This window comes from Halomonas sp. AOP12-B1-6, from assembly GCF_052379225.1.
GTDB lineage: Bacteria > Pseudomonadota > Gammaproteobacteria > Pseudomonadales > Halomonadaceae > Vreelandella > Vreelandella casei.
This window is the reverse complement of the sequence record NZ_JBQSYK010000006.1, coordinates 128737-149590: the sequence shown is the minus strand read 5'-3', so window position 1 is coordinate 149590 and position 20854 is coordinate 128737. Positions and strand designations below refer to the sequence as shown.

The window sequence follows — 20854 nt, the reverse complement described above, 5'->3', positions numbered from 1 at the left end:
GCGCTAGCGGTAAGCAAGCGCCGGCGATAACGTTAGGCAAAGCGGCGATCTAACACCCAGCGCCCACTTCCTAGGCCGGCTTGAACCATCAGCGCCAGCGTCCAAAATACTGGGAATTCCCAACCGCCTCCGGCATTAGAGAACATCCAGCCGTTGCCGAGGTGTACCCAGGTGGCGCCCAGTAGCACCGGAATTAACGCCAGACTCACCCAGCGGGTATACACACCCAGCAGCAGCGCAGCGCCGCCGCCAATTTCCGCAGCGATAGTCAGGTAGGCCAAAAACCCCGGTAACCCAAGTGACTCAAAGTAGCCGACAGTGCCGGGCAGGGTAAATACAAATAGTTTGAGCGAGCCGTGGGCGAGAGCCATCACGCCTAGCGCGACGCGCAGCAGCGAAATAGCATGAGGCTGTAGAGAGGTGGCTGTCGCAGGCGGTGAGAGAGTGGTCATATGAGTCGCTTCCATCAAGGGTGGTCGATGGAGCTACTTTACCGCCAGACTTAGCTGAGATAATCAGCGCGCATTGCACATCACTGTTGCGCTGGCTGCGACAATCCGATCTGTTGTTCCCAAATAGGGGGGTCGCCCCATGCTACTGATAGCTGCTCGACAAAGCGTTCCACTTTGGCAGGTAGGTAGCGCCTAGCGGGATAAAGGGCGTGAACATCGAGTCGCACGGTGGGCTCATCGATCAAAATAGGCACTAAACGGCCACTGGCGATACTCTCAGTGACTAAAAAGCTGGGCTGCTGGGCGATACCCAGTCCGGCTTCTGCTGCGTGGGTTAATACATCGCCATTGTTGCTTTCCATCGGGCCACGAACGCTGATGGGCTGCGTTGCTAGCTGCCAGTCTGCGGTATTTTGGCCGCTGCGATAACGCAGGCAGCGGTGGTGTGCCAGCGCTTGAATACTTTTGGGCTCCCCGTGGGTGGCCAGATAATCCGGCGATGCGCAAAACAGTAAACGGCAGCGGGTTAGACGGCGGGCGATTAAGCTGGAGTCAGGCAGGCTGCCGATGCGAATTGCGACGTCATAGCCTTCTTCCAATAAATCAACGCGGCGATCGTTAAGGTCCAGGCGAACTTCAAGCGCTGGATGCGCGAGCATAAACTGAGCGACCAGCGGCGCCAGGTAGCGAGTACCGAAGCTCATGGGCCCATTGACGCGCAGCTGCCCGCGCACATCGCTGGTGCCCTGGCCGACCTCCGAGGCGGCTTCGTCAAGCGCCTGTAAAATGCTTTGAGCACGTGCCAGATAGCGCTCTCCGGCCTCAGTGAGATGCAAGCGTCGCGTAGTGCGCTGAATCAACCGCGCCCCCAGCGATGCTTCCAGTGCCATGACCTGACGCGACACTCGAGTGCGTGAAAGATCCAGCGCCTGCGCTGCTTGTGTATAGCTACCCAGCTCGGCAACGCGCACAAACGTAACGAGATGCTCTAGCTGATTCATGAGGCTGTTACCGCTTTAAACGCCCGCGCGGCTTGAGCCGGGTCAGGCTGGCCGCAAATAGCCGAAATGACCGCTAAGCCGTCTGCGCCTGCGCGCCGTACATGGTTCGCGTGTTCAGCCTTTAGCCCACCAATGGCAACGCTGGGGAGCCGGCATGCGGCTACCAGCGTGGCTAAGCCGTCAAAGCCAATTGGCTGTGCGTGATCTTGCTTACTTCCGGTGGCAAACACCGGGCCAATCCCTACATAGTCGAGCAGTGCCAGTGGCGCTGCATCAAGCTGGGAAGGCGTGTTGATCGAAAGGCCAATAATCGCCTGCTCGCCCATCGCCGCCCGCGCCGCTTGCACGGCGGTGTCGCTTTGCCCTACGTGCAAACCGTCTGCCTGGCTTTCTAGCGCCACCGTTAAGCGGTCGTTAATAATCAGCGGTACGCCGGTGCCTGCCAGTACGCTTTTCAGCCGTTTTGCTTGCGCAATCATCTGGGTGTCGCTGGCGTGCTTATCGCGTAGCTGGACGATCGTCACGCCGCCGTTTACCGCGGCTTCGACCGTGCTTTCCAATCCGTAATCGTGGCATAGCGCAGCATCGGTGACTAAATACAGCGACAGATCAAACCACATAGACCGCCTCCAGATGAGTATGAGTAGTGAGATCCGCAGGGGTGAGCTGGTAGAGCGCATCCAGAAGGGCTACTTGAAAGCTACCGGGGCCTTGCGCGTGGCTGCCTGCACGTTCGCCGGCAACGGCAAAACAGGTCAATGCTGCCGCTGTTGCGCCCAGTGCCGCCTTGCGATTAGCGGCCACAAAAGCGGCTACTAGCGCGCTCAGCCCGCAGCCCAGCGTCGTGACATGCGGCATCAATGAGTGGCCGCCCTCAATTCGATAATGCTGTGTGCCATCGGTCACCCAGTCGCTTTCACCGGTCATGGCCACCACGCAGCCGTGCTTTTGAGCCAGCGCGATTGCAGCCTCGACGGCTTGTCCTGTGGTGGCCGTCGCATCCACGCCGCGGCCCTGGCTGGTCAAGCCATTGAGGGCGAGAATTTCAGAAGCATTGCCGCGAATAACGCCAGGCTTCAAGGCCAGCAGTCGTGTGCAAAGCGTTTGACGATAGCGCGTTGCGCCAACGGCGACAGGGTCTAACACCCACGGGATAGCGTGTTGATCGGCGGCAGCCGCAGCGATCAGCATAGCATCGGCCCAGTGTGCAGAAATCGTACCAATATTGACAGACAGTGCCGCAGAGATAGCGGTGAACTCAGCCACTTCCTCAGGCGCATGCAGCATGGCGGGCGAGGCCCCCGTGGCTAGCAGCAAGTTAGCGGTGCTATTCATCGCGACGTAGTTCGTCATGCAGTGAACCAGCGGTGTCTCTGAGCGAAGTGCCTCAAGGTAATCGCCAAGCGGGCGGAGGGGCATAGTCTGTTCCTATAAAGCGGCCAGCGTTACTGGCTGAATGCCAGCATGGTAACGATTATTCATCATCAGTGCTGACCGAGATTCATGAAAGACAGCGCTTGATGACAGGCTTAGGGTAATAAAAGCCTATAGACTTGCCATAGAATCAATCTGCGAAGCAGCGATACATGAGGAAAACCAATGGCTGAACTACTGTTCCGGCTGCGCCACGTGACCGATGAGGAAGCGATGGAAGTGCGCGATCTATTCGCAGCGCACGGCTTTGATACCTATGAAACCCAGGCGGGCTTTTTCCGCTTGGGTGTCGATGCCATTTGGCTGCGTAATCCACATCAGCATGAAGCGGCGACCGCTGCGTTGAACGCTTATCAAGCCGAGCGCTTTGAGCGCGTGCAGCGTGAGCACCAGGCGACGGTTGAGCGCGGTGAGGCGGCAACGCTGTGGCGCCGCCTAGCCGCGCACCCGGTACAAGTTGTGCTGGTGCTGATAGCGGTAGTACTTATTGCCGCCCTCACGCTGCTCCCTTTTGTGGGTCTATCGCACGCCTAAGCGGCCGGTAAATGACCGCGTTTAAGATACATCATGACGCCTTCGCTACCGGCGGTGAGCGCCGGGGCCGCGCCGCTAGGGTAGCGGCACCAAGTACCCGCAGAGTAGCTTTGCTCAGTATCGCTGAGGGTACCTTCTAAGACCAAAAACTCCATGCCCCCTATCAGGGTCGGGTACGTAATAGACGTGCCCGCAGCCCAGTTTTCTAGGCTGATGCGCTCCTGCTTATAGGTGTGCAGCATTTTGTAGACAATGCGCGGGCGCCTATCAGGTTGCCAGGGAAGCCGGTGGGCAGGCACTGCCAGCTGTAGCGTGTCGTTAGGATCAAACTGATGCAGTTTGACAAAAATCAGCGCGCCTTCCTCGCCAATCTGCGGCGTATGGCCGGTACCCACAGGGTTTCTTAAGTAGCTACCCGCTGCGTAGCGGCCATGTTCATCGGCAAAGACACCCTCTAACACCAAAATTTCTTCACCGCCGCCGTGCGTGTGCCGCTCGAACTGCGAGTGGGGGGCGTAGCGAACCAGGCTAGTCGCACGTGCGACTTCGTCACCAATCCGGTCAAACATCATGCGTTCTACTCCCGGACTGGGGGAGTCGACCCATTGATACTCTTCCGGGGTAACACAGGCAAAGTGGCTAAAATCAGCGTTTAGGCGCATAGGAAGGCTCTTCGCAGGGGACGTAAAGTAAGGGGGAAGGGGTGCTAGTCTCCTTATCGAGAGCCGAGAATGCAACTTTCAGTGGTGCGATACGCGCGGTGACGGCATAAAAATACCGCCCGAAGGCGGCATTCTTTTAAGCATATGTGAAGATTACTTCAGGGCGCGTCGGTCAGCGCGGCAATAATATGATGAGCCGCTTCAATACGCGCACTGTTGGGGTAGCTACGATTAGCCAACAGTACAATGCCTATTTTCTCGCTAGGCACAAAGGCCACGTAGGCGCCAAAGCCGTTAGTCGAGCCGGTCTTGTTGTACCACATGGCTTGGTTTGCCGGTAACGGCGGCTGCAAACGACTTGCTTCATTGGCTTCCATAACCATTTCAAGCGAATTCCCTGCACGCAATTGCTCAAGCTGCACAGGATAGCTATAGCGCTCCCAACCCAGGCCTTGGGTCATGTCGCCCATATTGAAATAGCCCATTCGCGTCGTTTCTAGTGCCTCACGCAGAACCTCGTCCAGCGCTGAATCGTCCATGTTGGCTTCAACGAATGTCAGCATGTCAGCGGCATTCGACTTCAATCCGTACGCCTGGGCGTCCAGCACGCCAGGGTTCACCCGAATAGGCTCATCCTGCTTTGAATAACCAAAGGCATAATTCGCCTGCTCCTCTTCGGGCACCTGCAGATAGCTATGCTCAAGCCCAAGCGTTGAGAACAGGTGCTCTTGCATCGATATAGCATATGGCTCATCAAGGCTTTGGGCCGCCAGATAGCCTAGCAAGCCAATGCTTGGGTTAGAGTACCGACGGTAGGTGCCAGGAGCGTACTCAGGCGTCCATTGACGATAGTAGGTGATCATATCATCTTCATCTTGAACGTCTTCTGGGAACTGCAAAGGCAGCCCACCTGCCGTGTAGGTGCCGAGTTCAAGCAAACTGACGTCATCGAAGGCGCTACCTTCAAGCGCAGGCAGATACTGGCTAGCGGGGTCAGAGAACGATAGAGCGCCGCTGGCCTGAGCATAGGCAGCCAGCGCGGCGGTAAAGGTCTTACTCACCGAGCCCAGCTCAAACAGCGTGTCTGCCGTTACCGGTACTCCGGCCGCTTGATCGGCAACACCATAATTAAAGTAATAACGCTGCCCCTCAACACTGAGTGCCACCGCCATGCCCGGAATGCGATATTCCGCCATCAGGGCCGTTATGGTGTCATTGACCATGGCCTCGGTTTGGGAGCTGCTCAGCTTTTCGGTAGCCCAGCTTGAGGTACCGAGAAGTAGCGAACCTGCCACGATAAAACCTGCTTTGGCTGCTAGCATCCTATCCATATGAAACCTGCCTTCTTGTTTGTGAATACCGCATGATACGTCCTAGCAACGATAAAGCGTGGCCAGTAAGTCGTCGACAAACGTAAAAAAGCGCCCGTAGGGCGCTTTGGTTATCATTTTTCGCTACATTGTTCAGTTTAGTGGGCATGCTCGCTGTGATCGTGATCGTGATCGTGATCGTGATCGTGATCGTCGTCAGACGCATGATCATCATGACCTGCTTCTGCCAGCGAGTCGTGCAGCACGCGAGCATTGTGGCGCATCATACCCAGATACGTGCTGGCCTCGCCTTCACTTGCTAGCGCGTCCGCGTACAGCGTGCCTGCAATGGGCAAGCCGGTTTCTTCGGCTAGCTGGGTGATGATCGACTGGTTGGTCATGTTCTCGTGGAACAGTGCCTTAACGTTCTCTTGATTAATCACGTCTACCAGCGCTGCCATGCTGGCGCCACTAGGATCCGCTTCCGTGGAAAGTCCCACTGGAGACAGGAAGTTAACGCCATAAGCGTTTGAGAAGTAGCCAAACGAGTCATGGCCGGTAATCACGCTAGTGGAGGCCGGAATCTCGTCAATCAGCGCATGAATCTCGGCGTCTACCTCGGCTATTTCCTGTAAATACTGCTCCGCATTGGCGCGGTACGCATCGGCGTTGTCAGCATCAGCGGCGATTAATCCATCGCGAATGTTGGCAATATACACCTCAGCTTGGTGCATATCCTGCCATGCGTGCGGGTCCTCATCACCATGATCATGACCGGCATGGTCGTCGCCATGATCGGCATGCTCATGCTCATGCTCATGCGCTTCGTGATCGTGTCCTTCATGATCGTGGCCGTGATCGTCATGTCCGGCATAAGAGAGGGGCTCAATGCCGTCGGTCGCGGTGACCAGGGCGCCATCGTAGTCACTGGCGCTAATTAGCCGCTCCATCCAGCCTTCAAATAGCAGGCCGTTAAACACGACTAAATCGGCATCGGCCAGTGAGCGTGCATCGCCAGGGCTGGGCGAGTAAACATGGGCGTCGCCATCGGCCGCGACCAGGGAACTTACCTCAACATGGTCACCGCCTACGTTTTCCACCATGTCCGCCAATATAGAGAAACTGGTCACGACCTGAATACGCTCATTAGCCATGGCAGCAGGCAGTGCCAACAGGGCAGAAACACCGACTAACCAGCGTGCCGACCGGTGTGATAACCGGTATGAAACATGGCTAAGCGACATATAAAACTCCTTACGATTAAGCGTGAACGGGCGCCATTAACACCCGTGATCGACGGCCAGCGGCGTCGTTTTACGCCGTAGCTTGGCTGCTAAACTGTGATAACGGCCAAACAGCGCCGAGAATAGATAACCCGCCCCGGCCAGCAGAATAATGCTCGGGCCTGAAGGGATATCCAGGTGGAACGAAAGCAGTAGGCCGCCGGTGCTAGACACCATGGCCAGCACAATCGAAATACCGATCAGCCCTTCTAAGCGCTTGCTCCAAAAGCGTGCCGAGGTGGCGGGAAGCATCATTAAGCCCACCGCCATCAGCGTGCCTAGAGTTTGAAAGCCGGCCGTTAAATTCAGCACCAGCAGCCCCAAAAACACGCTATGCACCCAGCCGCTACGGCGGCTTTGGCCGCGCAAAAATAGCGGGTCTAAACACTCCACCACTAAGGCACGAAAAACCACCGCCAGCGTCACCACAATCAGCGTACTGATACCGGCAATCAGCATTAGGGCGGTGCCATTAATCGCCAAAATAGAGCCAAACAGCACGTGGGTTAGATCCACGCTGCTACCGCCTAGCGAAATCAGCATGACGCCCGCAGCCAGCGAAATAATAAAAAAGCTCGCCATGGCCGCATCTTCACGCTGGCCGCCCATTTTCGATACCGCGCCCGCCAGCAGTGCCACCAGCAAACCAAACAGCACGCCGCCAATACTCATAATGGGTAGCGAGAATCCTGCCAGCAGAAAGCCGAGCGCCACACCGGGGAGAATCGCGTGAGCCATGGCGTCGCCAATCAGGCTCATCCCGCGTAACACCAAAAACACCCCCAGCGCAGGGGCCGCCAGCGAAAGCGCTAAACCGCCCACCACCGCACGGCGCATAAAGCCGTAGTCGAATGGCGCGACAAACCATGCATTCAGTAGGTCAAGCATGCTGATCCCCCACGCTAAACGGCATCGCCTGAACGGGCGCATGCTGATGAGTCAGCGCAGCGGGGGCAACCCAGCGCGCGTGGCCGCCGTTGAGCATCAGCACTTCATCGGCAAGACGGCGCAAATGATCCATATCGTGTAACACCACAATAATCGTCGCGCCGTCATCGGCCATCTGACGCAGGATACGAATCAAAATGTCGACCGTTTCACTGTCCACATTGGCAAACGGCTCATCCAACAGTAATAGCTCGGCTTCCTGCATCAGCGTGCGCCCAATCAGCGCACGCTGGCGCTGGCCGCCGGAAAGCTCGCCCAGCGGGCGGTGGGCCAAGTGCGAGATACCCAGCCGCGCCATAATCTCGCGGCCTTTTCGATAATGCCCGGCGCAATAGCCGGTTAGCGCGCCGTGGCTAGGCCAGCTGCCGGTCATGACCAATTCTTCCACGCTCATTGGGAAGGTAAGGTCCAGCGCTAGCTGCTGGGGCAGCCATGCCCGGCGCTCTTTTGCTACCGTGCAGACCACTTCGCCGCTAATCGGCCGAAGCTCCCCCATGATCGCCTGAATCAACGTGCTTTTACCGGCACCGTTAGCGCCAATCAGTGCGGTAATGGCGCCTGGCTTGAAGTCGCCTTCAATGTGTTCCAGCACCGTGCGGCGCGCCTGGGCCAAATGTAGGTCGTGCAGCTGAAGACGAGAGACAGAACGCTCACTCATCCCCACCACCCGCCAGCCCAACTCACTAAACCCCACAGCGCTAGCAGCGGCACGGCAACAAACAACAGCCGTTTAACCGCCGACAATGACATTAAGGAGAAGTGACAAGGACCTTCCTTGTTATGGCGGTGCGTATGCTCACTCATCAAGCGGCCTCGTGTAATATAAAATAGGTTATAACATAACATGTTGCAAAGCCAAAAAATTGCTGGATATTTTACGCCTAAACGCCGCGCTGGCAATCATAAAGCTCAGGGTTAAGTAGTGCCGTAAATGCCGCCCCAGCCCGCCTGCCAAATAATGGCCGGGTACGCACCGTTCTCAAACACCGAATCGTATTCGCGCCGCTGCGCTTGTGCAGGATGAATCCGGCTGTGGATAAGTCTTTGGGTAAGGGTGTGAATAAGGCTGTGTATAAGTCAGAAGAGTAATAATCGGAGAAATAACCAACGCCGCTAACAAGCGGAAAAGATACAGGCGTACTGATGCATTTAATGGCGCTAAGAGTAGCACGGCGCTGGCACGTATCTAACGTGGAAACAGCATTGGCTAAGTAAGACTAAGTTTAATAGCGCTTAAGGGTAAAGAATGGTTTGATGAGGCAAGGTGATGACTAGGAGCGTGCCATGGATGATTTTTCGCCGTCTGATTTGAAAACGATACTCCATTCCAAGCGTGCAAACCTCTACTACTTACAGCATTGCCGCGTGCTGGTGAATGGTGGCCGGGTCGAGTACGTCACCGATGAAGGTAGTAAGTCGCGCTACTGGAACATCCCTATTGCCAACACCACGTCGATACTCTTGGGCACCGGCACTTCTATCACTCAGGCAGCCATGCGTGAACTAGCCAAGGCGGGGGTCTTAGTCGGGTTTTGTGGTGGCGGGGGAACACCGCTGTTTGCGGCTAATGAAGTCGATGTTGATGTCGCGTGGCTCACCCCGCAAAGCGAATACCGGCCTACAGAGTATCTCCAATACTGGGTGCACTTCTGGTTTGATGATGCAAAGCGCCTGGATGCCGCCCGTGCATTTCAGCAGGCGCGCCTGACGCGCATTGAAGCTCTGTGGACAAGCCGTGTGATGAAAGACGCAGGTTTTAGCATTTCAATGGATCAGCTGCATAGCGCTCTTAGCTACCACCGTGAAGCGATCAAGAAAGCACCTAGCACCGTTGACCTGCTCACCCTGGAAGCGCGCTTAACCAAAATGCTGTTTAAGCTGGCGGTGAATGCTACCGAGTATGGCGACTTCACCCGCGCCAAGCGCGGAACAGGCGTAGATCCCGCCAACCGCTTTCTTGATCACGGCAACTACCTCGCCTACGGATTGGCCGCCACGGCCACCTGGGTGCTGGGTATTCCCCATGGACTTGCGGTACTACACGGTAAAACTCGCCGGGGCGGCCTGGTGTTTGATGTCGCTGATTTAGTCAAAGACGCCGTTATTCTGCCTCAGGCGTTTATTTCCGCTATGCGCGGCGATGAAGAGCAGGAGTTTCGCCAAGCCTGTATCGAGCGGCTGACCCGCACCGAATCCCTCGACTTCATGATCGATACGCTCAAGGAAGTGGCTCAGGCGTTGGGGAGCGCCAAGCAATGAACGTGCTGCTGATTTCCCAGTGCAATAAAAATGCGCTGAAAGAAACCCGCCGCATTCTTGACCAGTTTGCCGAGCGCCGCGGTGACCGCACCTGGCAAACGCCCATCACCCAAGCCGGGTTGGATACCTTGCGCAAACTGCTGCGCAAAAAAGCCCGCAAAAACACCGCCGTTGCCTGCCACTGGATTCGGGGTCACGACCACAGCGAGCTGGTGTGGGTGGTGGGGGACGCCTCGCGGTTTAATATCAATGGCGCGGTGCCCACCAATACCACTGCCCGAGATATCCTGCGCCGCCGCGATGAAAACGACTGGCACAGCGGTGAAGACATTCTCCTGCTCACCGCCTTCGCTGCGTTACTGCACGACCTGGGCAAAGCCTGCGACGCCTTTCAGCAGCGGCTTAAAGGCAAGCTGGAAGGGCGCAACTTATACCGCCATGAGTGGATATCGCTTCGCCTGTTCCAAGCGTTTGTAGGCAGTGACGGCGACGCCACCTGGCTGGCACGACTGGCCGAAGGCAACTATCAAGAGCAGGACTGGCTGGATGGTTTAGAGCGTGACGGATTAGATAGCCCCACATCGGCGGTATTTAGTCGTTTGCCGCCGCTGGCTGCTACGCTGGGTTGGCTAGTGCTTAGCCACCACCGCCTGCCGTTAAAACCGCCGGAACAGGATGGCAATACTGAAAGGCGCTGGGGCAGAGGAAAGGCGCCACTACAGGCGGAGCAGTTGGGCGAACTGTTTGCTTCTATCCATGCCGAGTGGAATGAAATTCCCGAAACCCAAGACTCTAAGCGTATTGCCCCATACTGGCAGTTCAGCGGTGGGTTGCCGCTGAGTACCTCCCGCTGGCGTGAACGCGCTGCTAAGCTCGCAACGCGGCTACAGGCACGGCTAAAAGCGGATCGTCACTGGCTGGAAAGCCACTACGTCATGCACTTAGCGCGGCTAAGCCTAATGCTCGCCGACCATTACTACTCAAGCCTGGAAGATCTCCAGCACCGCGTGCGCGGCGAACCCAACTATCCGCTAATAGCCAATACCGTGCGTAAAACCGGCAAGCCCAACCAGCCGCTTGATGAACATATCCTGGGGGTGGAAAAACACGCTGCGGCGGTCGCCCGGGCACTGCCCAGTGTCGATAGTCACCTACCCCGTTTAGCGCGCCATAAAGGCTTTCGTAAGCGCAGCAGTCACCCGCGCTTTCGTTGGCAGGATAAAGCCTTTGACCTGGCCCAATCGCTAAGGGAGCGCAGCCAACGGCAAGGCTTTTTTGGTATCAACATGGCCTCCACCGGCTGCGGTAAGACCCTGGCGAATGGGCGCATCATGTATGCGCTGGCTGACCCTCAACAGGGCGCGCGTTTTAGCATTGCGTTGGGGCTGCGCACCCTGACCCTGCAAACTGGCCAAGCCCTTCGCGAGCGCTTGCATCTGGGGGAGGATGAACTTGCCGTGCGCGTAGGCGGCAGCGCCAATAAAGCGTTATTTGAGCATTACGAACAAGAAGCCGAAGCCAGTGGTTCGGCGTCTAAACAGGCGCTAATCGAAGAAGACGCCCACGTGGTGTTTGACGGCAATTTTGATAGTCATCCGGTGCTGCGCCGTTTGAGCGATGAGCCGGGCACTCGCGCGCTTATCGCCGCACCCATTTTGGTATGCACCGTTGACCACCTTGTGCCTGCCACGGAAAGCACACGAGGCGGGCGGCAGATCGTGCCCATGCTGCGGCTAATGAGCAGTGATCTAGTGCTCGATGAAATCGACGACTTCGATATCAACGACCTGCCTGCGCTTACTCGATTAGTGAATTGGGCAGGGCTGTTGGGATCGCGAGTGCTGCTGTCATCGGCCACCTTGCCACCCGCATTGGTCGAAGGGCTGTATGAAGCTTATCGCAGCGGTCGCGAAGCTTTTCAACGCCATCGTGGCGAGCCGGGATTAGCGACGGATATCTGCTGCGCCTGGTTCGACGAACATGATCGTCAGCATGCAAACTGCGCCAGTAGCGAGACCTTCAAGGCCGCGCATCACGCCTTTGCCAAGCGCCGGTTAGAACGCTTATCTATTAGCCCGGTGCGCCGCCGTGGCGATATTTTAGCGTTGCCAGCGTTGGGTAAACGGCCAGAAGAAATAAGGCCCGCGGTTGCAGCGTTGCTACGCGAGCATGCGCTGGCGCTGCACCAGCAGCACCACTCCATTGACCCCCACACCAGCAAACGCGTTAGTTTTGGCCTTATTCGTATGGCCAATATCGACCCATTGGTGGATGTAGCCAGGGCACTGTTTCAGCAGGGCGCGCCAGAAGGTGTGCGCATTCACCTCTGCGTTTACCACTCCCGCCACCCGCTGGTGATGCGCTCGGAGATTGAACGCCGCTTAGATAAAACGCTGCAACGAGCCGAACCCGAGCGCGTGTTTCAGCAGCCGGATATCCGCCGCCTACTCGACAGTAGCGAAGAAAACGACCACCTGTTTATTGTGCTGGGCTCGCCGGTAACGGAAGTGGGTCGCGACCACGATTACGACTGGGCGATAGTAGAGCCTTCTTCCATGCGCTCGATTATCCAGCTAGCGGGCCGGGTACGCCGACACCGTGAACAGGCGTGTGATTCGCCCAATATATTATTGCTTGATACCAACCTCAAACATTGGGAGCAGTTGGGAAAGCCCGCGTTCCACAAGCCTGGCTTTGAAACAGACAGTTATTGGCGGCTAAGTAGTCACTTCCTTAGTGAGCTGTTAACGAAAGATGAGTACCAGGTGATAGATGCCCGCCCCCGCGTTCTGGCGCGGGAAGTGCTGCACGCTAAAGAAAGTCTCGTCGATTTGGAGCATAAGCGGCTGCACCAGCTGATGATTGAACAACCCGCCGAGCCGTTAACTAAAAAAGAGATAAGAATGGAGAAAACGCCCAAGCCGCCGCCATTGGGAGCCTATAGCTGGCATGTCATGCCGCAACTGCATTTAACCGGTGTATTGATTCAGCGTGATCCATTTCGCAAGCAGCTCGAACCTGAAATAACCCTAGCGCTGCTGCCCGATGAGGGCGGTGAAACCTGGACGCTGCACCGCGTAGACGACGGCGCAAGACGCGGTGAGAAGCTTTATATCCCGGTGGAAGAGAGCCTGCTGGTGCGGGTAGACCTAGCAAATGAACGGGGCGAACGGATTCAGACTTGGGGCGCAAGTGACTACCTAACGGCTCTGGCCGATTTGGCGGAAGACCTGGATATCTCTCTTGATCGCGCTGCCCGTACCTTCGGCACGGTAACGGCCTCGGCCAGAAATCAGCGGTGGGGGTATCACCCGGTGTTGGGGTTTTGGCGGAGTAAATGAGGGCCGGTGATTGACACCGGCCTGCTGCCTGTGCGGCAGATGATGCTTATAAATAAAGCGAATGATGATATTTCTGAGCTGCTTGTCCGGCAGCCAATATCGTAACCCTACCAATCCATTTTATAGGTTTTTCAATTATGGTGCTGCTGGTTAATTTTATAATTAAAAAGTGAATGTTGATAGGGATTGATTGTTAGGGTGGGTAGGTCTATTCTTGAAATCACTCGGCAGCTGGCACTGCCGAGTGGTGAGACAAAAATCAGGCTGGTAGCTGCTGTAAGCAGTAAGGAGGTGAGAGAGTGGTTGGCTATTGCTCCGTGAGAAGAGTTTAGCGCTTTTCCAACACGCCCCGAGGAGTCTTGCCTCGGGGCATATATTGGCACGAATTATCGTGTTCCCCAAATATGAGTTTGAAAGGATGTTTAATGCCCACCATTCCTAGTGGAAGCTGGCAGCAACTCCGAACATTGATCGAAGTCTTTTTAAAAGAACGCTTCGATACCAAAGCGGAAAAGCTGCAGCCTGACGATCCGAAGTACCAAGCTCTAGTTGAACAATTTAAGTTCGATACCTGGATCAACGATGCGGCAAGGCGTGTAGGCCAGCTGCAAGTGGTTACCCACTCACTAAAACCTATTCACCCTGATGCTAAAGGCTCCAGCCTTTACGCCCCGCCAGAATCGTTAAATAAACATCATCTTGTCGGCAGTCATACGCTACCTGCTAATTTTGCGGGTGATGTCGTGGGAAACGCTGCAGCTTTGGATGTTTATAAATTTTTAAAGCTGACGTTTGAAGGGAAATCGCTGCTTGAACGCGCGCTGGAAAACGATAGCGATTTTGCCAAAGCGTTAAGTGACAACCCCGAACAAGCTCAGGCGTGGATCAACGCCTTCGCGGCGATTACCGAGCCGCGTGGTGAGCACGCCTCGCATACCCGCGCAAAACAGCTCTATTGGCTGGTGGGGGATGATGCCGCAGACCTGGAAAATGACGCCGATAACTTTCGTTTACTAGCCCCGCTCTATGCCACCTCGTTGGCCCACTGCGTCTTCCAAACCATTAACCATGACCGCTTTAGCGAAGAGGCCAAAGACGCTCGTAAGGCTAAACGGGAGGGCAAATACGCTGAGCAACCCGTGCACAGCTATCCCAACTTAGCCGTACAGAAAATGGGCGGCACCAAGCCACAAAATATTTCACAGCTGAATAGTGAGCGGGGTGGTAATAACTATTTGTTGGCATCGCTCCCGCCCAGTTGGAATGTGCGTGATAGTCGCCCGCCGCTAAAAGTAGCATCGGTTTTCTCCCACCCAGGAGTATTTGGCAGCCGTTCAGAAGTGCGCTCGCTGGTTAAAGACCTCAAGCGCTTTTTGGAGACCAACCCCTCTACGGATATGCACACCCGCAACCTGCGCGATGACTATACCGCCATGCTGATGGATGAGCTGGCGCTGTTTGCAATGCAAATGCACAGCCTACCCGCCGGGTGGAGTACGGATGAAAAATGCGAATTGGTCGCCGAAGAAGCCTTCTGGCTAGACCCTGGTCGCGCCGAGGAAGAAGCTGCTTTTCGTGAGGCACGAAGCAGCGTGGAGTGGGCCGATGACATTCGTCACCGCTTCGCTAACTGGCTCAACGCGGCGTTGGGTGAAAAGCTCCCATTAGGCGATGTGGAATTTCGTCACTGGCAGAAAACACTGGCGAAAGATGCTACCCATCAACGCCTGCAGGATCGTGACCGTCGATGGATGGAAAGCCTAATGGAAGACTTAGCCAACTTGCCAGGAGGTGATGACGATGAGTGAAGTGAAAAACCTCCTGGTTTTACCACGCCTGCGGGTACAAAACGCCAATGCGATTTCCAGCCCAATGACCTGGGGCTTTCCTGCAATGAGCGCTTTTGTGGGTTTAATGCACGCCTTGGAGCGCAAGCTCTTTTCGGCAGGTATCAACGTTTCGCTTAGCAGCGTCGGTGTTATTTGCCACGACTTTGAAGCCCAGGCCACTGAAGGCGGTTATATCCGTGGTTTTCATCTCACCCGTAACCCTGTGGATAAAACTGGCGGCACGGCAGCGATTGTAGAAGAAGGGCGCATCCACCTGGATATCACGCTGATCTTCAAGATTGATACAGCGGCGGCAGAAAGTGAGCATGATGATATTGCCCATCAAATCGGCGAGATCGTGGCGGGTATGCGTATTGCCGGTGGCAGCGTCATTCCTAACCGCGCCGTGCCAAGCCACAAGCAACGCCCGCAATGGGTCGCGCTTGATGACGATGAAGAGCGGCGTCAAAAACAGTTCACCCGCCTAAAGCGCCGCTGGCTGCCGGGCTTTGCGTTAACCCTGCGCGATGACTACCTCACCCAGCATCACCAAACGCTGCAACAGCAGAACCCGGAAGCCAGTTTGCTAGGTGCGTGGCTAGACCTTTCTCGTCTTAACCATGCCTGCACATTAGAAAATGAGGGCGAACCCAACGAGAAGCCCGTTTGGGAGGTGCAGCGCCCCTATCGCGGCTGGCTGGTGCCAATCCCTGTGGGTTATGGCGCCATTTCCGATCTTTTTAATCCCGGCGAAGTGGCCAATGCCCGTGATGCCAAGACGCAGTTTCGCTTTGTTGAAAGCCTCTATTCTATTGGCGAATGGGTCAGCCCCCACCGCATGAAGCAACCAGAAGACCTGCTTTGGTACGTTGATAACGACGAAGAAGCGGAGCTTTACCGACTCAATAACGACTACCACCTTCGCGCCACTGCACAGTAAACCAGGAGCTTTATCATGGCTAAAAACGATACCCTTAAAACCGCTTCCGTCCTCGCCTTTGAGCGCAAGCTTGATCCTTCCGATGCCCTGCTTTACGCCAGCAGTTGGGATAAGCGGCAAGATGAACCGCAGTGGCAGCCGGTAGAAGTGCGCGAAAAGTCGGTGCGCGGCACCATTTCTAACCGCCTGAAAGCCAAAGACCAAGACCCCGCTAAGCTAGACGCGGCGATTGAAAACCCCAACCTGCAAACGGTAGATGTCGCTACGCTGCCCCACGATGCAGACACCTTGGTTGCTCGTTTTACGCTGCGCGTACTGGCGGGTGCTGGAACGCCTTCGGCCTGTAATAACGCTGAGTACCAAGCCAAGCTGGAACAGGCAGTTGCCGAGTATAAGCAAGCGCAAGGCTTTGGCGAGCTGGCGCATCGCTATGCCAATAACCTCGCTAATGGCCGCTTTCTGTGGCGTAACCGCATGGGCGCAGAGCAAGTTGAAGTAAGCGTTCGCCAATTGGCGCAGGGTAAAACCACCAAAGAGTGGACGTTTGATGCACTGTCGCTATCGTTGCGGGCCTTCGAAGACACCGCCGAGCTTAAAGAACTCGCCGGTGTTATCGCCTCCGCACTGGCCGGTGAGGAGCACTTACTGCTAGAGGTAGTGGCTTATGTGCGTGTGGGCAGTGGCCAAGAAGTGTTCCCTTCGCAAGAGCTGATTCTTGATCGGGGCCGGGGTGATAAGAGCAAAACGCTTTATCACATCAGCAAGATCGCCGGTATTCACTCGCAGAAACTGGGTAACGCCATTCGCACCATCGACACCTGGTACCCCAATGAGAACGATGAAGATCTAGGCCCTATTGCCGTTGAGCCGTATGGCTCAGTGACCACCCAGGGTAAAGCGTACCGCCAGCCCAAGCAGAAAGCTGATTTCTATTCACTCCTAGATAACTGGATGATCAAGGATCAAGTGCCTACGAAGGAAGACCAGCACTTTGTCATGGCGACCCTGATTCGTGGCGGTGTGTTCGGCGAAGCGGGGTAAACCATGGATCACTATATCGACATTCGTTTGAGGCCCGACCCTGACTTTGCCCCGGCAATGTTAATGGGCGCGCTTTACAACAAGTTGCACCGGGCACTTTTCGACCTAGAAGCAAACGGTATCGGCGTAAGCTTTCCGTTATGTAAGCACGGCGTTCGCGCTCGTACATTAGGGGTAAAGCTGCGCGTGCATGGCACTCAGGCAAACCTTGGGCAACTGATGACCGTAAACTGGCTGACCGGTATGCGTGACCACGTTAGCATCAGTGAAATATTGGCGGTGCCTATCGATGCAAAGCACATCAACGTAGCGCGTAAGCAGTTCAATACAGGAAGCCTCAGCCGCGCAAAGCGCTATGCCAAACGGCATGAGATTTCTGAAGAAGCAGCGCGACAAATCTACGCCAAGGTAGCGGAAAAGCGCATTGAACTGCCCTTTGTGCAGATCAATAGTCGCTCTACGCAACAGCGGTTTGCTCTGTTCATACAGCACAGCAAGCCGCAGGGGCAGCCAGTTGCAGGGACGTTTAACCATTATGGATTAAGCAGTGATGCCACTGTGCCCTGGTTTTGACCCTTTTTTCTAGCATGAAAAAGGACGACCAGTAATCAATCACTTAGCGGTTTCTCTCGAAAAAGGGTGATACCGCTTTTTTTGGCTAAAGCTCTTTAACAATCAGCCTTTTATTTTTGGTAAGCTCTAGTGCGCTGCCGCCCAGGCAGCTCAGAAAGGTACGACTACGCTGGGAGAGTCCAACGGCAGGTGCGCTGCCGCCCAGGCAGCTCAGAAAGATAACGGGCGGCCATTCGTTGATATTGGCTCGTGCGCTGCCGCCCAGGCAGCTCAGAAAACAAGACGAGTGGGGTGTGTTCTCTCTAATCTGTGCGCTGCCGCCCAGGCAGCTCAGAAACAGCGGCAAGAGCTTGTGGAAGCGCAGCTTGGGTGCGCTGCCGCCCAGGCAGCTCAGAAAGCCGTAATTTGCGCGGCTATGACCATCGCAATGTGCGCTGCCGCCCAGGCAGCTCAGAAAAACACAAATTTAACGATAGTGACTAACCGCCGGTGCGCTGCCGCCCAGGCAGCTCAGAAATGGGGCCGCTGCCGAAAGCAACCAACACAATGGTGCGCTGCCGCCCAGGCAGCTCAGAAAAGCATCGGACAGATCCGGGAGCTCGGCCTCGGGTGCGCTGCCGCCCAGGCAGCTCAGAAAGTATTGGAATGCGGCCGTATCAACGACGTAAAGTGCGCTGCCGCCCAGGCAGCTCAGAAAATCGCGTGCCAGGTCATTTTTTCTTTACCGAAGTGCGCTGCCGCCCAGGCAGCTCAGAAACGGCCAACTTAGCGTCAGTTCGGAAGAAGTGAGTGCGCTGCCGCCCAGGCAGCTCAGAAAAATGCCCACGCCTCAGCAACAGCCGCCACGCCGTGCGCTGCCGCCCAGGCAGCTCAGAAACTGAACAACTGAAAACATGGCTATATGCGGACGTGCGCTGCCGCCCAGGCAGCTCAGAAAAAAACCCCAGGTGCCCACAATGCGGGCTATGGGTGCGCTGCCGCCCAGGCAGCTCAGAAATGAGCGTGCCGATGGTAAAGGCTTAGGCGCAAGTGCGCTGCCGCCCAGGCAGCTCAGAAATTGATAATGGAGTGGGTAGCCATCCCTGGATCGTGCGCTGCCGCCCAGGCAGCTCAGAAACAAGCCCACGCGGAAGCATGATAGTCGCTTCAAGTGCGCTGCCGCCCAGGCAGCTCAGAAACAACGGGATCATCTACTCGCCGCCCTCAACACGTGCGCTGCCGCCCAGGCAGCTCAGAAATAAATGATGGCATGACGCTAAAAAGCCTGCGCGTGCGCTGCCGCCCAGGCAGCTCAGAAACATAGGCGGTCATGAGCGAGAATGGCGAATAGGTGCGCTGCCGCCCAGGCAGCTCAGAAAAGGTGGGGATTGCCGACGATGACATCGACATGGTGCGCTGCCGCCCAGGCAGCTCAGAAAAAAAACTCGCAGACGCAAGAAAGGCCATCACGTGCGCTGCCGCCCAGGCAGCTCAGAAAACTAACCATCGTGACGTTAGGGCACTGCGTGGGTGCGCTGCCGCCCAGGCAGCTCAGAAAGAAAAGATCACAATTTCCATTATTGTTGATCCGTGCGCTGCCGCCCAGGCAGCTCAGAAAGTCGCGGTGTTCAATATCCGGTAAATGCTGCGGTGCGCTGCCGCCCAGGCAGCTCAGAAACAACCGTGTGAATAGTTTTATTGTTTGGCATTGTGCGCTGCCGCCCAGGCAGCTCAGAAATGGGCCACCGAAAGCGTTACGCGCTGCATCCGGTGCGCTGCCGCCCAGGCAGCTCAGAAAATTGAAGCGTAGGATTTTCGGCCAGTCGCAGTGTGCGCTGCCGCCCAGGCAGCTCAGAAATAAAAACACCGGTTTTCAGTTCACTGATAGCAGTGCGCTGCCGCCCAGGCAGCTCAGAAAAATACGACCGCGAGGCGCTAAAACAGCGCTCAGTGCGCTGCCGCCCAGGCAGCTCAGAAAAACGTCACACCATTAGGCCCAACGTCCTGGGGGTGCGCTGCCGCCCAGGCAGCTCAGAAAAGTTGCCACTGCCGCTGCGCTGTAGCGAGCCTGTGCGCTGCCGCCCAGGCAGCTCAGAAAATACATCTTTAAGGCGGTTCCAGCTCTCTTTCGTGCGCTGCCGCCCAGGCAGCTCAGAAAAACAAAGGGGGCAGCGCCTCCCCAGCAGCGACGTGCGCTGCCGCCCAGGCAGCTCAGAAAGACTAAAACCCATACGAGAAGCGCCGCGCACTGTGCGCTGCCGCCCAGGCAGCTCAGAAATGTGTGGGCTATGAAGACCAGCAGGCAGGCTTGTGCGCTGCCGCCCAGGCAGCTCAGAAAGTAAGAAGGTTGACGATAATGGCTAATTATTCGTGCGCTGCCGCCCAGGCAGCTCAGAAATACAGAATCTTGAAGTTTGCTCGGCGGTATTCGTGCGCTGCCGCCCAGGCAGCTCAGAAATGAGTGCTAAGACTCTTGCTTTCATCTTTTCAGTGCGCTGCCGCCCAGGCAGCTCAGAAAGTAATTAGGCGCATCGACAAACGCAGCCTCTGGTGCGCTGCCGCCCAGGCAGCTCAGAAAGTGGATATTAAGCGCGCCGCGATGATGATGGTGTGCGCTGCCGCCCAGGCAGCTCAGAAACGACTCGTAGATGTCACGAAGCTCACAGTCTATGTGCGCTGCCGCCCAGGCAGCTCAGAAACCATGCGATGGCGGTTGAGTGCCGGTTACGCCGTGCGCTGCCGCCCAGGCAGCTCAGAAATCACGAAATGCCCGGCGATTGGGATATTGGCCGTGCACTGCCGCCCAGGCAGCTCAGAAAGTTAGGCCGTGGTTTTCGGAGTGGCTTCTGCCGTTCGGCTCAGAGCAACACCACCCACAAAAAAGCCACCCCGTAAGGTGGCTTTCAGTGCTGCGTTATCAACGCTAGTGCGTTTAACCTTCTTTCGGTGACGTTTCCATGGCGCGTTTGTCGTCGGGCACTCTGACCATGTTGCCGACTTCCAGTTTTTCATGGCGCTGGTGGCGGCCGCCGTTGGCGTCAATGATCGCGGCCACTTCGCCAATGCTAACGGCGTCATCTTCTCGATAGGCTTCTACTTTGACGCGTACCATAGCGCCTTGGTAGCGCGCGGAAATAATATCGCCCGAGTCGGGGGCGTGATGGTCAGGGTCGTTCTTAAAGTACTCAGATACGCTGGCGCTGCCTGGGGCGTCCCATTCGATATGTTGATGCATCGCTGTTTTCCTTATCGTGTTGGGTGTTTCTGC

The 20854-nt window shown here is 56.2% G+C and carries 18 protein-coding genes and 1 CRISPR repeat array; of the genes, 7 read left to right on the top strand and 11 right to left on the bottom strand.

Translation table 11 applies throughout. The annotated features are described in order from the left end of the window. Positions 1 to 32 precede the first annotated feature (32 nt). From ACT3TR_RS16565 to thiM, 4 genes are all read right to left on the bottom strand, one after another. Positions 33 to 467, bottom strand: a complete 435-nt coding sequence (locus ACT3TR_RS16565) for a DoxX family protein (RefSeq protein ID WP_441686758.1) — start codon at positions 465 to 467, stop codon at positions 33 to 35. A gap of 65 nt (positions 468 to 532) precedes the next feature. Continuing rightward, positions 533 to 1453, bottom strand: a complete 921-nt coding sequence (locus ACT3TR_RS16560) for a LysR family transcriptional regulator (protein WP_444625750.1) — start codon at positions 1451 to 1453, stop codon at positions 533 to 535. Continuing rightward, positions 1450 to 2073: a thiamine phosphate synthase gene (gene thiE / locus ACT3TR_RS16555; RefSeq protein WP_444625751.1), complete on the bottom strand. Its 624-nt coding sequence runs from the start codon at positions 2071 to 2073 to the stop codon at positions 1450 to 1452. Before thiE ends, ACT3TR_RS16560 begins: the two co-directional genes overlap by 4 nt. Then, positions 2063 to 2872 carry a hydroxyethylthiazole kinase gene (gene thiM, locus ACT3TR_RS16550; RefSeq protein ID WP_444625752.1) on the bottom strand — a complete coding sequence of 270 codons (810 nt, stop codon included), beginning with the start codon at positions 2870 to 2872 and terminating at the stop codon, positions 2063 to 2065. The genes thiE and thiM overlap by 11 nt, the downstream gene beginning before the upstream one ends. Positions 2873 to 3052: 180 nt before the next feature. Between thiM and ACT3TR_RS16545 the strand changes: the two genes are divergently transcribed. Further along, positions 3053 to 3421 (top strand): DUF6164 family protein, encoded by a 369-nt coding sequence (locus ACT3TR_RS16545; RefSeq protein WP_441686754.1) that lies wholly within the window; start codon positions 3053 to 3055, stop codon positions 3419 to 3421. Here ACT3TR_RS16545 and ACT3TR_RS16540 read toward each other — a convergent pair. The 6 genes from ACT3TR_RS16540 to ACT3TR_RS16515 form a co-directional block, all read right to left on the bottom strand. Continuing rightward, positions 3418 to 4083, bottom strand: coding sequence for a cupin domain-containing protein (locus ACT3TR_RS16540; protein ID WP_441686753.1), 666 nt, complete (start codon positions 4081 to 4083; stop codon positions 3418 to 3420). The genes ACT3TR_RS16545 and ACT3TR_RS16540 overlap by 4 nt on opposite strands. 158 nt (positions 4084 to 4241) lie before the next feature. Then, positions 4242 to 5405 (bottom strand): class C beta-lactamase, encoded by a 1164-nt coding sequence (ampC, locus tag ACT3TR_RS16535; RefSeq protein ID WP_444625826.1) that lies wholly within the window; start codon positions 5403 to 5405, stop codon positions 4242 to 4244. Positions 5406 to 5551: 146 nt separating this feature from the next. Beyond that, positions 5552 to 6637 (bottom strand): metal ABC transporter solute-binding protein, Zn/Mn family, encoded by a 1086-nt coding sequence (locus tag ACT3TR_RS16530; RefSeq protein WP_444625753.1) that lies wholly within the window; start codon positions 6635 to 6637, stop codon positions 5552 to 5554. A gap of 36 nt (positions 6638 to 6673) precedes the next feature. Then, on the bottom strand, positions 6674 to 7564 hold the full coding sequence (locus ACT3TR_RS16525) for a metal ABC transporter permease (RefSeq protein ID WP_444625754.1): 891 nt from the start codon (positions 7562 to 7564) through the stop codon (positions 6674 to 6676). Further along, a complete protein-coding gene (locus tag ACT3TR_RS16520) occupies positions 7557 to 8282 on the bottom strand; it encodes a metal ABC transporter ATP-binding protein (RefSeq protein ID WP_444625755.1) in 726 nt (241 codons plus the stop codon). The genes ACT3TR_RS16525 and ACT3TR_RS16520 overlap by 8 nt, the downstream gene beginning before the upstream one ends. Next, positions 8279 to 8428, bottom strand: coding sequence for a hypothetical protein (locus ACT3TR_RS16515; RefSeq protein ID WP_176483343.1), 150 nt, complete (start codon positions 8426 to 8428; stop codon positions 8279 to 8281). The genes ACT3TR_RS16520 and ACT3TR_RS16515 overlap by 4 nt, the downstream gene beginning before the upstream one ends. 480 nt (positions 8429 to 8908) lie before the next feature. Between ACT3TR_RS16515 and cas1f the strand changes: the two genes are divergently transcribed. The 6 genes from cas1f to cas6f all read left to right on the top strand — a co-directional run bounded on the left by cas1f (position 8909) and on the right by cas6f (position 17607). Next, entirely contained in the window at positions 8909 to 9883 is a 975-nt protein-coding gene (cas1f, locus tag ACT3TR_RS16510) for a type I-F CRISPR-associated endonuclease Cas1f (RefSeq protein ID WP_444625756.1), read from the top strand. After that, entirely contained in the window at positions 9880 to 13224 is a 3345-nt protein-coding gene (gene cas3f / locus ACT3TR_RS16505; RefSeq protein ID WP_444625757.1) for a type I-F CRISPR-associated helicase Cas3f, read from the top strand. The genes cas1f and cas3f overlap by 4 nt, the downstream gene beginning before the upstream one ends. Positions 13225 to 13649: 425 nt before the next feature. Beyond that, entirely contained in the window at positions 13650 to 15032 is a 1383-nt protein-coding gene (gene csy1, locus ACT3TR_RS16500) for a type I-F CRISPR-associated protein Csy1 (RefSeq protein ID WP_444625758.1), read from the top strand. Then, a complete protein-coding gene (gene csy2, locus ACT3TR_RS16495) occupies positions 15025 to 15993 on the top strand; it encodes a type I-F CRISPR-associated protein Csy2 (protein WP_444625759.1) in 969 nt (322 codons plus the stop codon). The genes csy1 and csy2 overlap by 8 nt, the downstream gene beginning before the upstream one ends. A 15-nt stretch (positions 15994 to 16008) precedes the next feature. Beyond that, the gene (gene csy3, locus ACT3TR_RS16490) at positions 16009 to 17034 is read left to right on the top strand and encodes a type I-F CRISPR-associated protein Csy3 (protein ID WP_444625760.1); all 1026 of its coding nucleotides are present in this window, start codon (positions 16009 to 16011) and stop codon (positions 17032 to 17034) included. A 3-nt stretch (positions 17035 to 17037) separates the two neighbouring features. Beyond that, on the top strand, positions 17038 to 17607 hold the full coding sequence (gene cas6f, locus ACT3TR_RS16485; protein ID WP_444625761.1) for a type I-F CRISPR-associated endoribonuclease Cas6/Csy4: 570 nt from the start codon (positions 17038 to 17040) through the stop codon (positions 17605 to 17607). Between the two features lie 129 nt (positions 17608 to 17736). Next, a CRISPR array of direct repeats spans positions 17737 to 20405; the repeat unit is 28 nt; unit sequence GTGCGCTGCCGCCCAGGCAGCTCAGAAA. A gap of 113 nt (positions 20406 to 20518) precedes the next feature. On the opposite strand, the gene ACT3TR_RS16480 is transcribed toward cas6f, so the two are convergent. Continuing rightward, positions 20519 to 20821, bottom strand: a complete 303-nt coding sequence (locus tag ACT3TR_RS16480; protein WP_441686441.1) for a hypothetical protein — start codon at positions 20819 to 20821, stop codon at positions 20519 to 20521. Between the last annotated feature and the right edge of the window lie 33 nt (positions 20822 to 20854).

Coding starts and splice junctions, on each gene's coding strand:
- ampC (WP_444625826.1), bottom strand. CDS start 5,405: ATGCTAGCAGCCAAAGCAGGTTTTATCGTGGCAGGTTCGCTACTTCTC.
- ACT3TR_RS16540 (WP_441686753.1), bottom strand. CDS start 4,083: ATGCGCCTAAACGCTGATTTTAGCCACTTTGCCTGTGTTACCCCGGAA.
- thiE (WP_444625751.1), bottom strand. CDS start 2,073: ATGTGGTTTGATCTGTCGCTGTATTTAGTCACCGATGCTGCGCTATGC.
- ACT3TR_RS16545 (WP_441686754.1), top strand. CDS start 3,053: ATGGCTGAACTACTGTTCCGGCTGCGCCACGTGACCGATGAGGAAGCG.
- cas1f (WP_444625756.1), top strand. CDS start 8,909: ATGGATGATTTTTCGCCGTCTGATTTGAAAACGATACTCCATTCCAAG.
- ACT3TR_RS16560 (WP_444625750.1), bottom strand. CDS start 1,453: ATGAATCAGCTAGAGCATCTCGTTACGTTTGTGCGCGTTGCCGAGCTG.
- cas3f (WP_444625757.1), top strand. CDS start 9,880: ATGAACGTGCTGCTGATTTCCCAGTGCAATAAAAATGCGCTGAAAGAA.
- thiM (WP_444625752.1), bottom strand. CDS start 2,872: ATGCCCCTCCGCCCGCTTGGCGATTACCTTGAGGCACTTCGCTCAGAG.
- ACT3TR_RS16520 (WP_444625755.1), bottom strand. CDS start 8,282: ATGAGTGAGCGTTCTGTCTCTCGTCTTCAGCTGCACGACCTACATTTG.
- cas6f (WP_444625761.1), top strand. CDS start 17,038: ATGGATCACTATATCGACATTCGTTTGAGGCCCGACCCTGACTTTGCC.
- ACT3TR_RS16565 (WP_441686758.1), bottom strand. CDS start 467: ATGGAAGCGACTCATATGACCACTCTCTCACCGCCTGCGACAGCCACC.
- ACT3TR_RS16525 (WP_444625754.1), bottom strand. CDS start 7,564: ATGCTTGACCTACTGAATGCATGGTTTGTCGCGCCATTCGACTACGGC.
- csy3 (WP_444625760.1), top strand. CDS start 16,009: ATGGCTAAAAACGATACCCTTAAAACCGCTTCCGTCCTCGCCTTTGAG.
- csy1 (WP_444625758.1), top strand. CDS start 13,650: ATGCCCACCATTCCTAGTGGAAGCTGGCAGCAACTCCGAACATTGATC.
- csy2 (WP_444625759.1), top strand. CDS start 15,025: ATGAGTGAAGTGAAAAACCTCCTGGTTTTACCACGCCTGCGGGTACAA.
- ACT3TR_RS16480 (WP_441686441.1), bottom strand. CDS start 20,821: ATGCATCAACATATCGAATGGGACGCCCCAGGCAGCGCCAGCGTATCT.
- ACT3TR_RS16515 (WP_176483343.1), bottom strand. CDS start 8,428: ATGAGTGAGCATACGCACCGCCATAACAAGGAAGGTCCTTGTCACTTC.
- ACT3TR_RS16530 (WP_444625753.1), bottom strand. CDS start 6,637: ATGTCGCTTAGCCATGTTTCATACCGGTTATCACACCGGTCGGCACGC.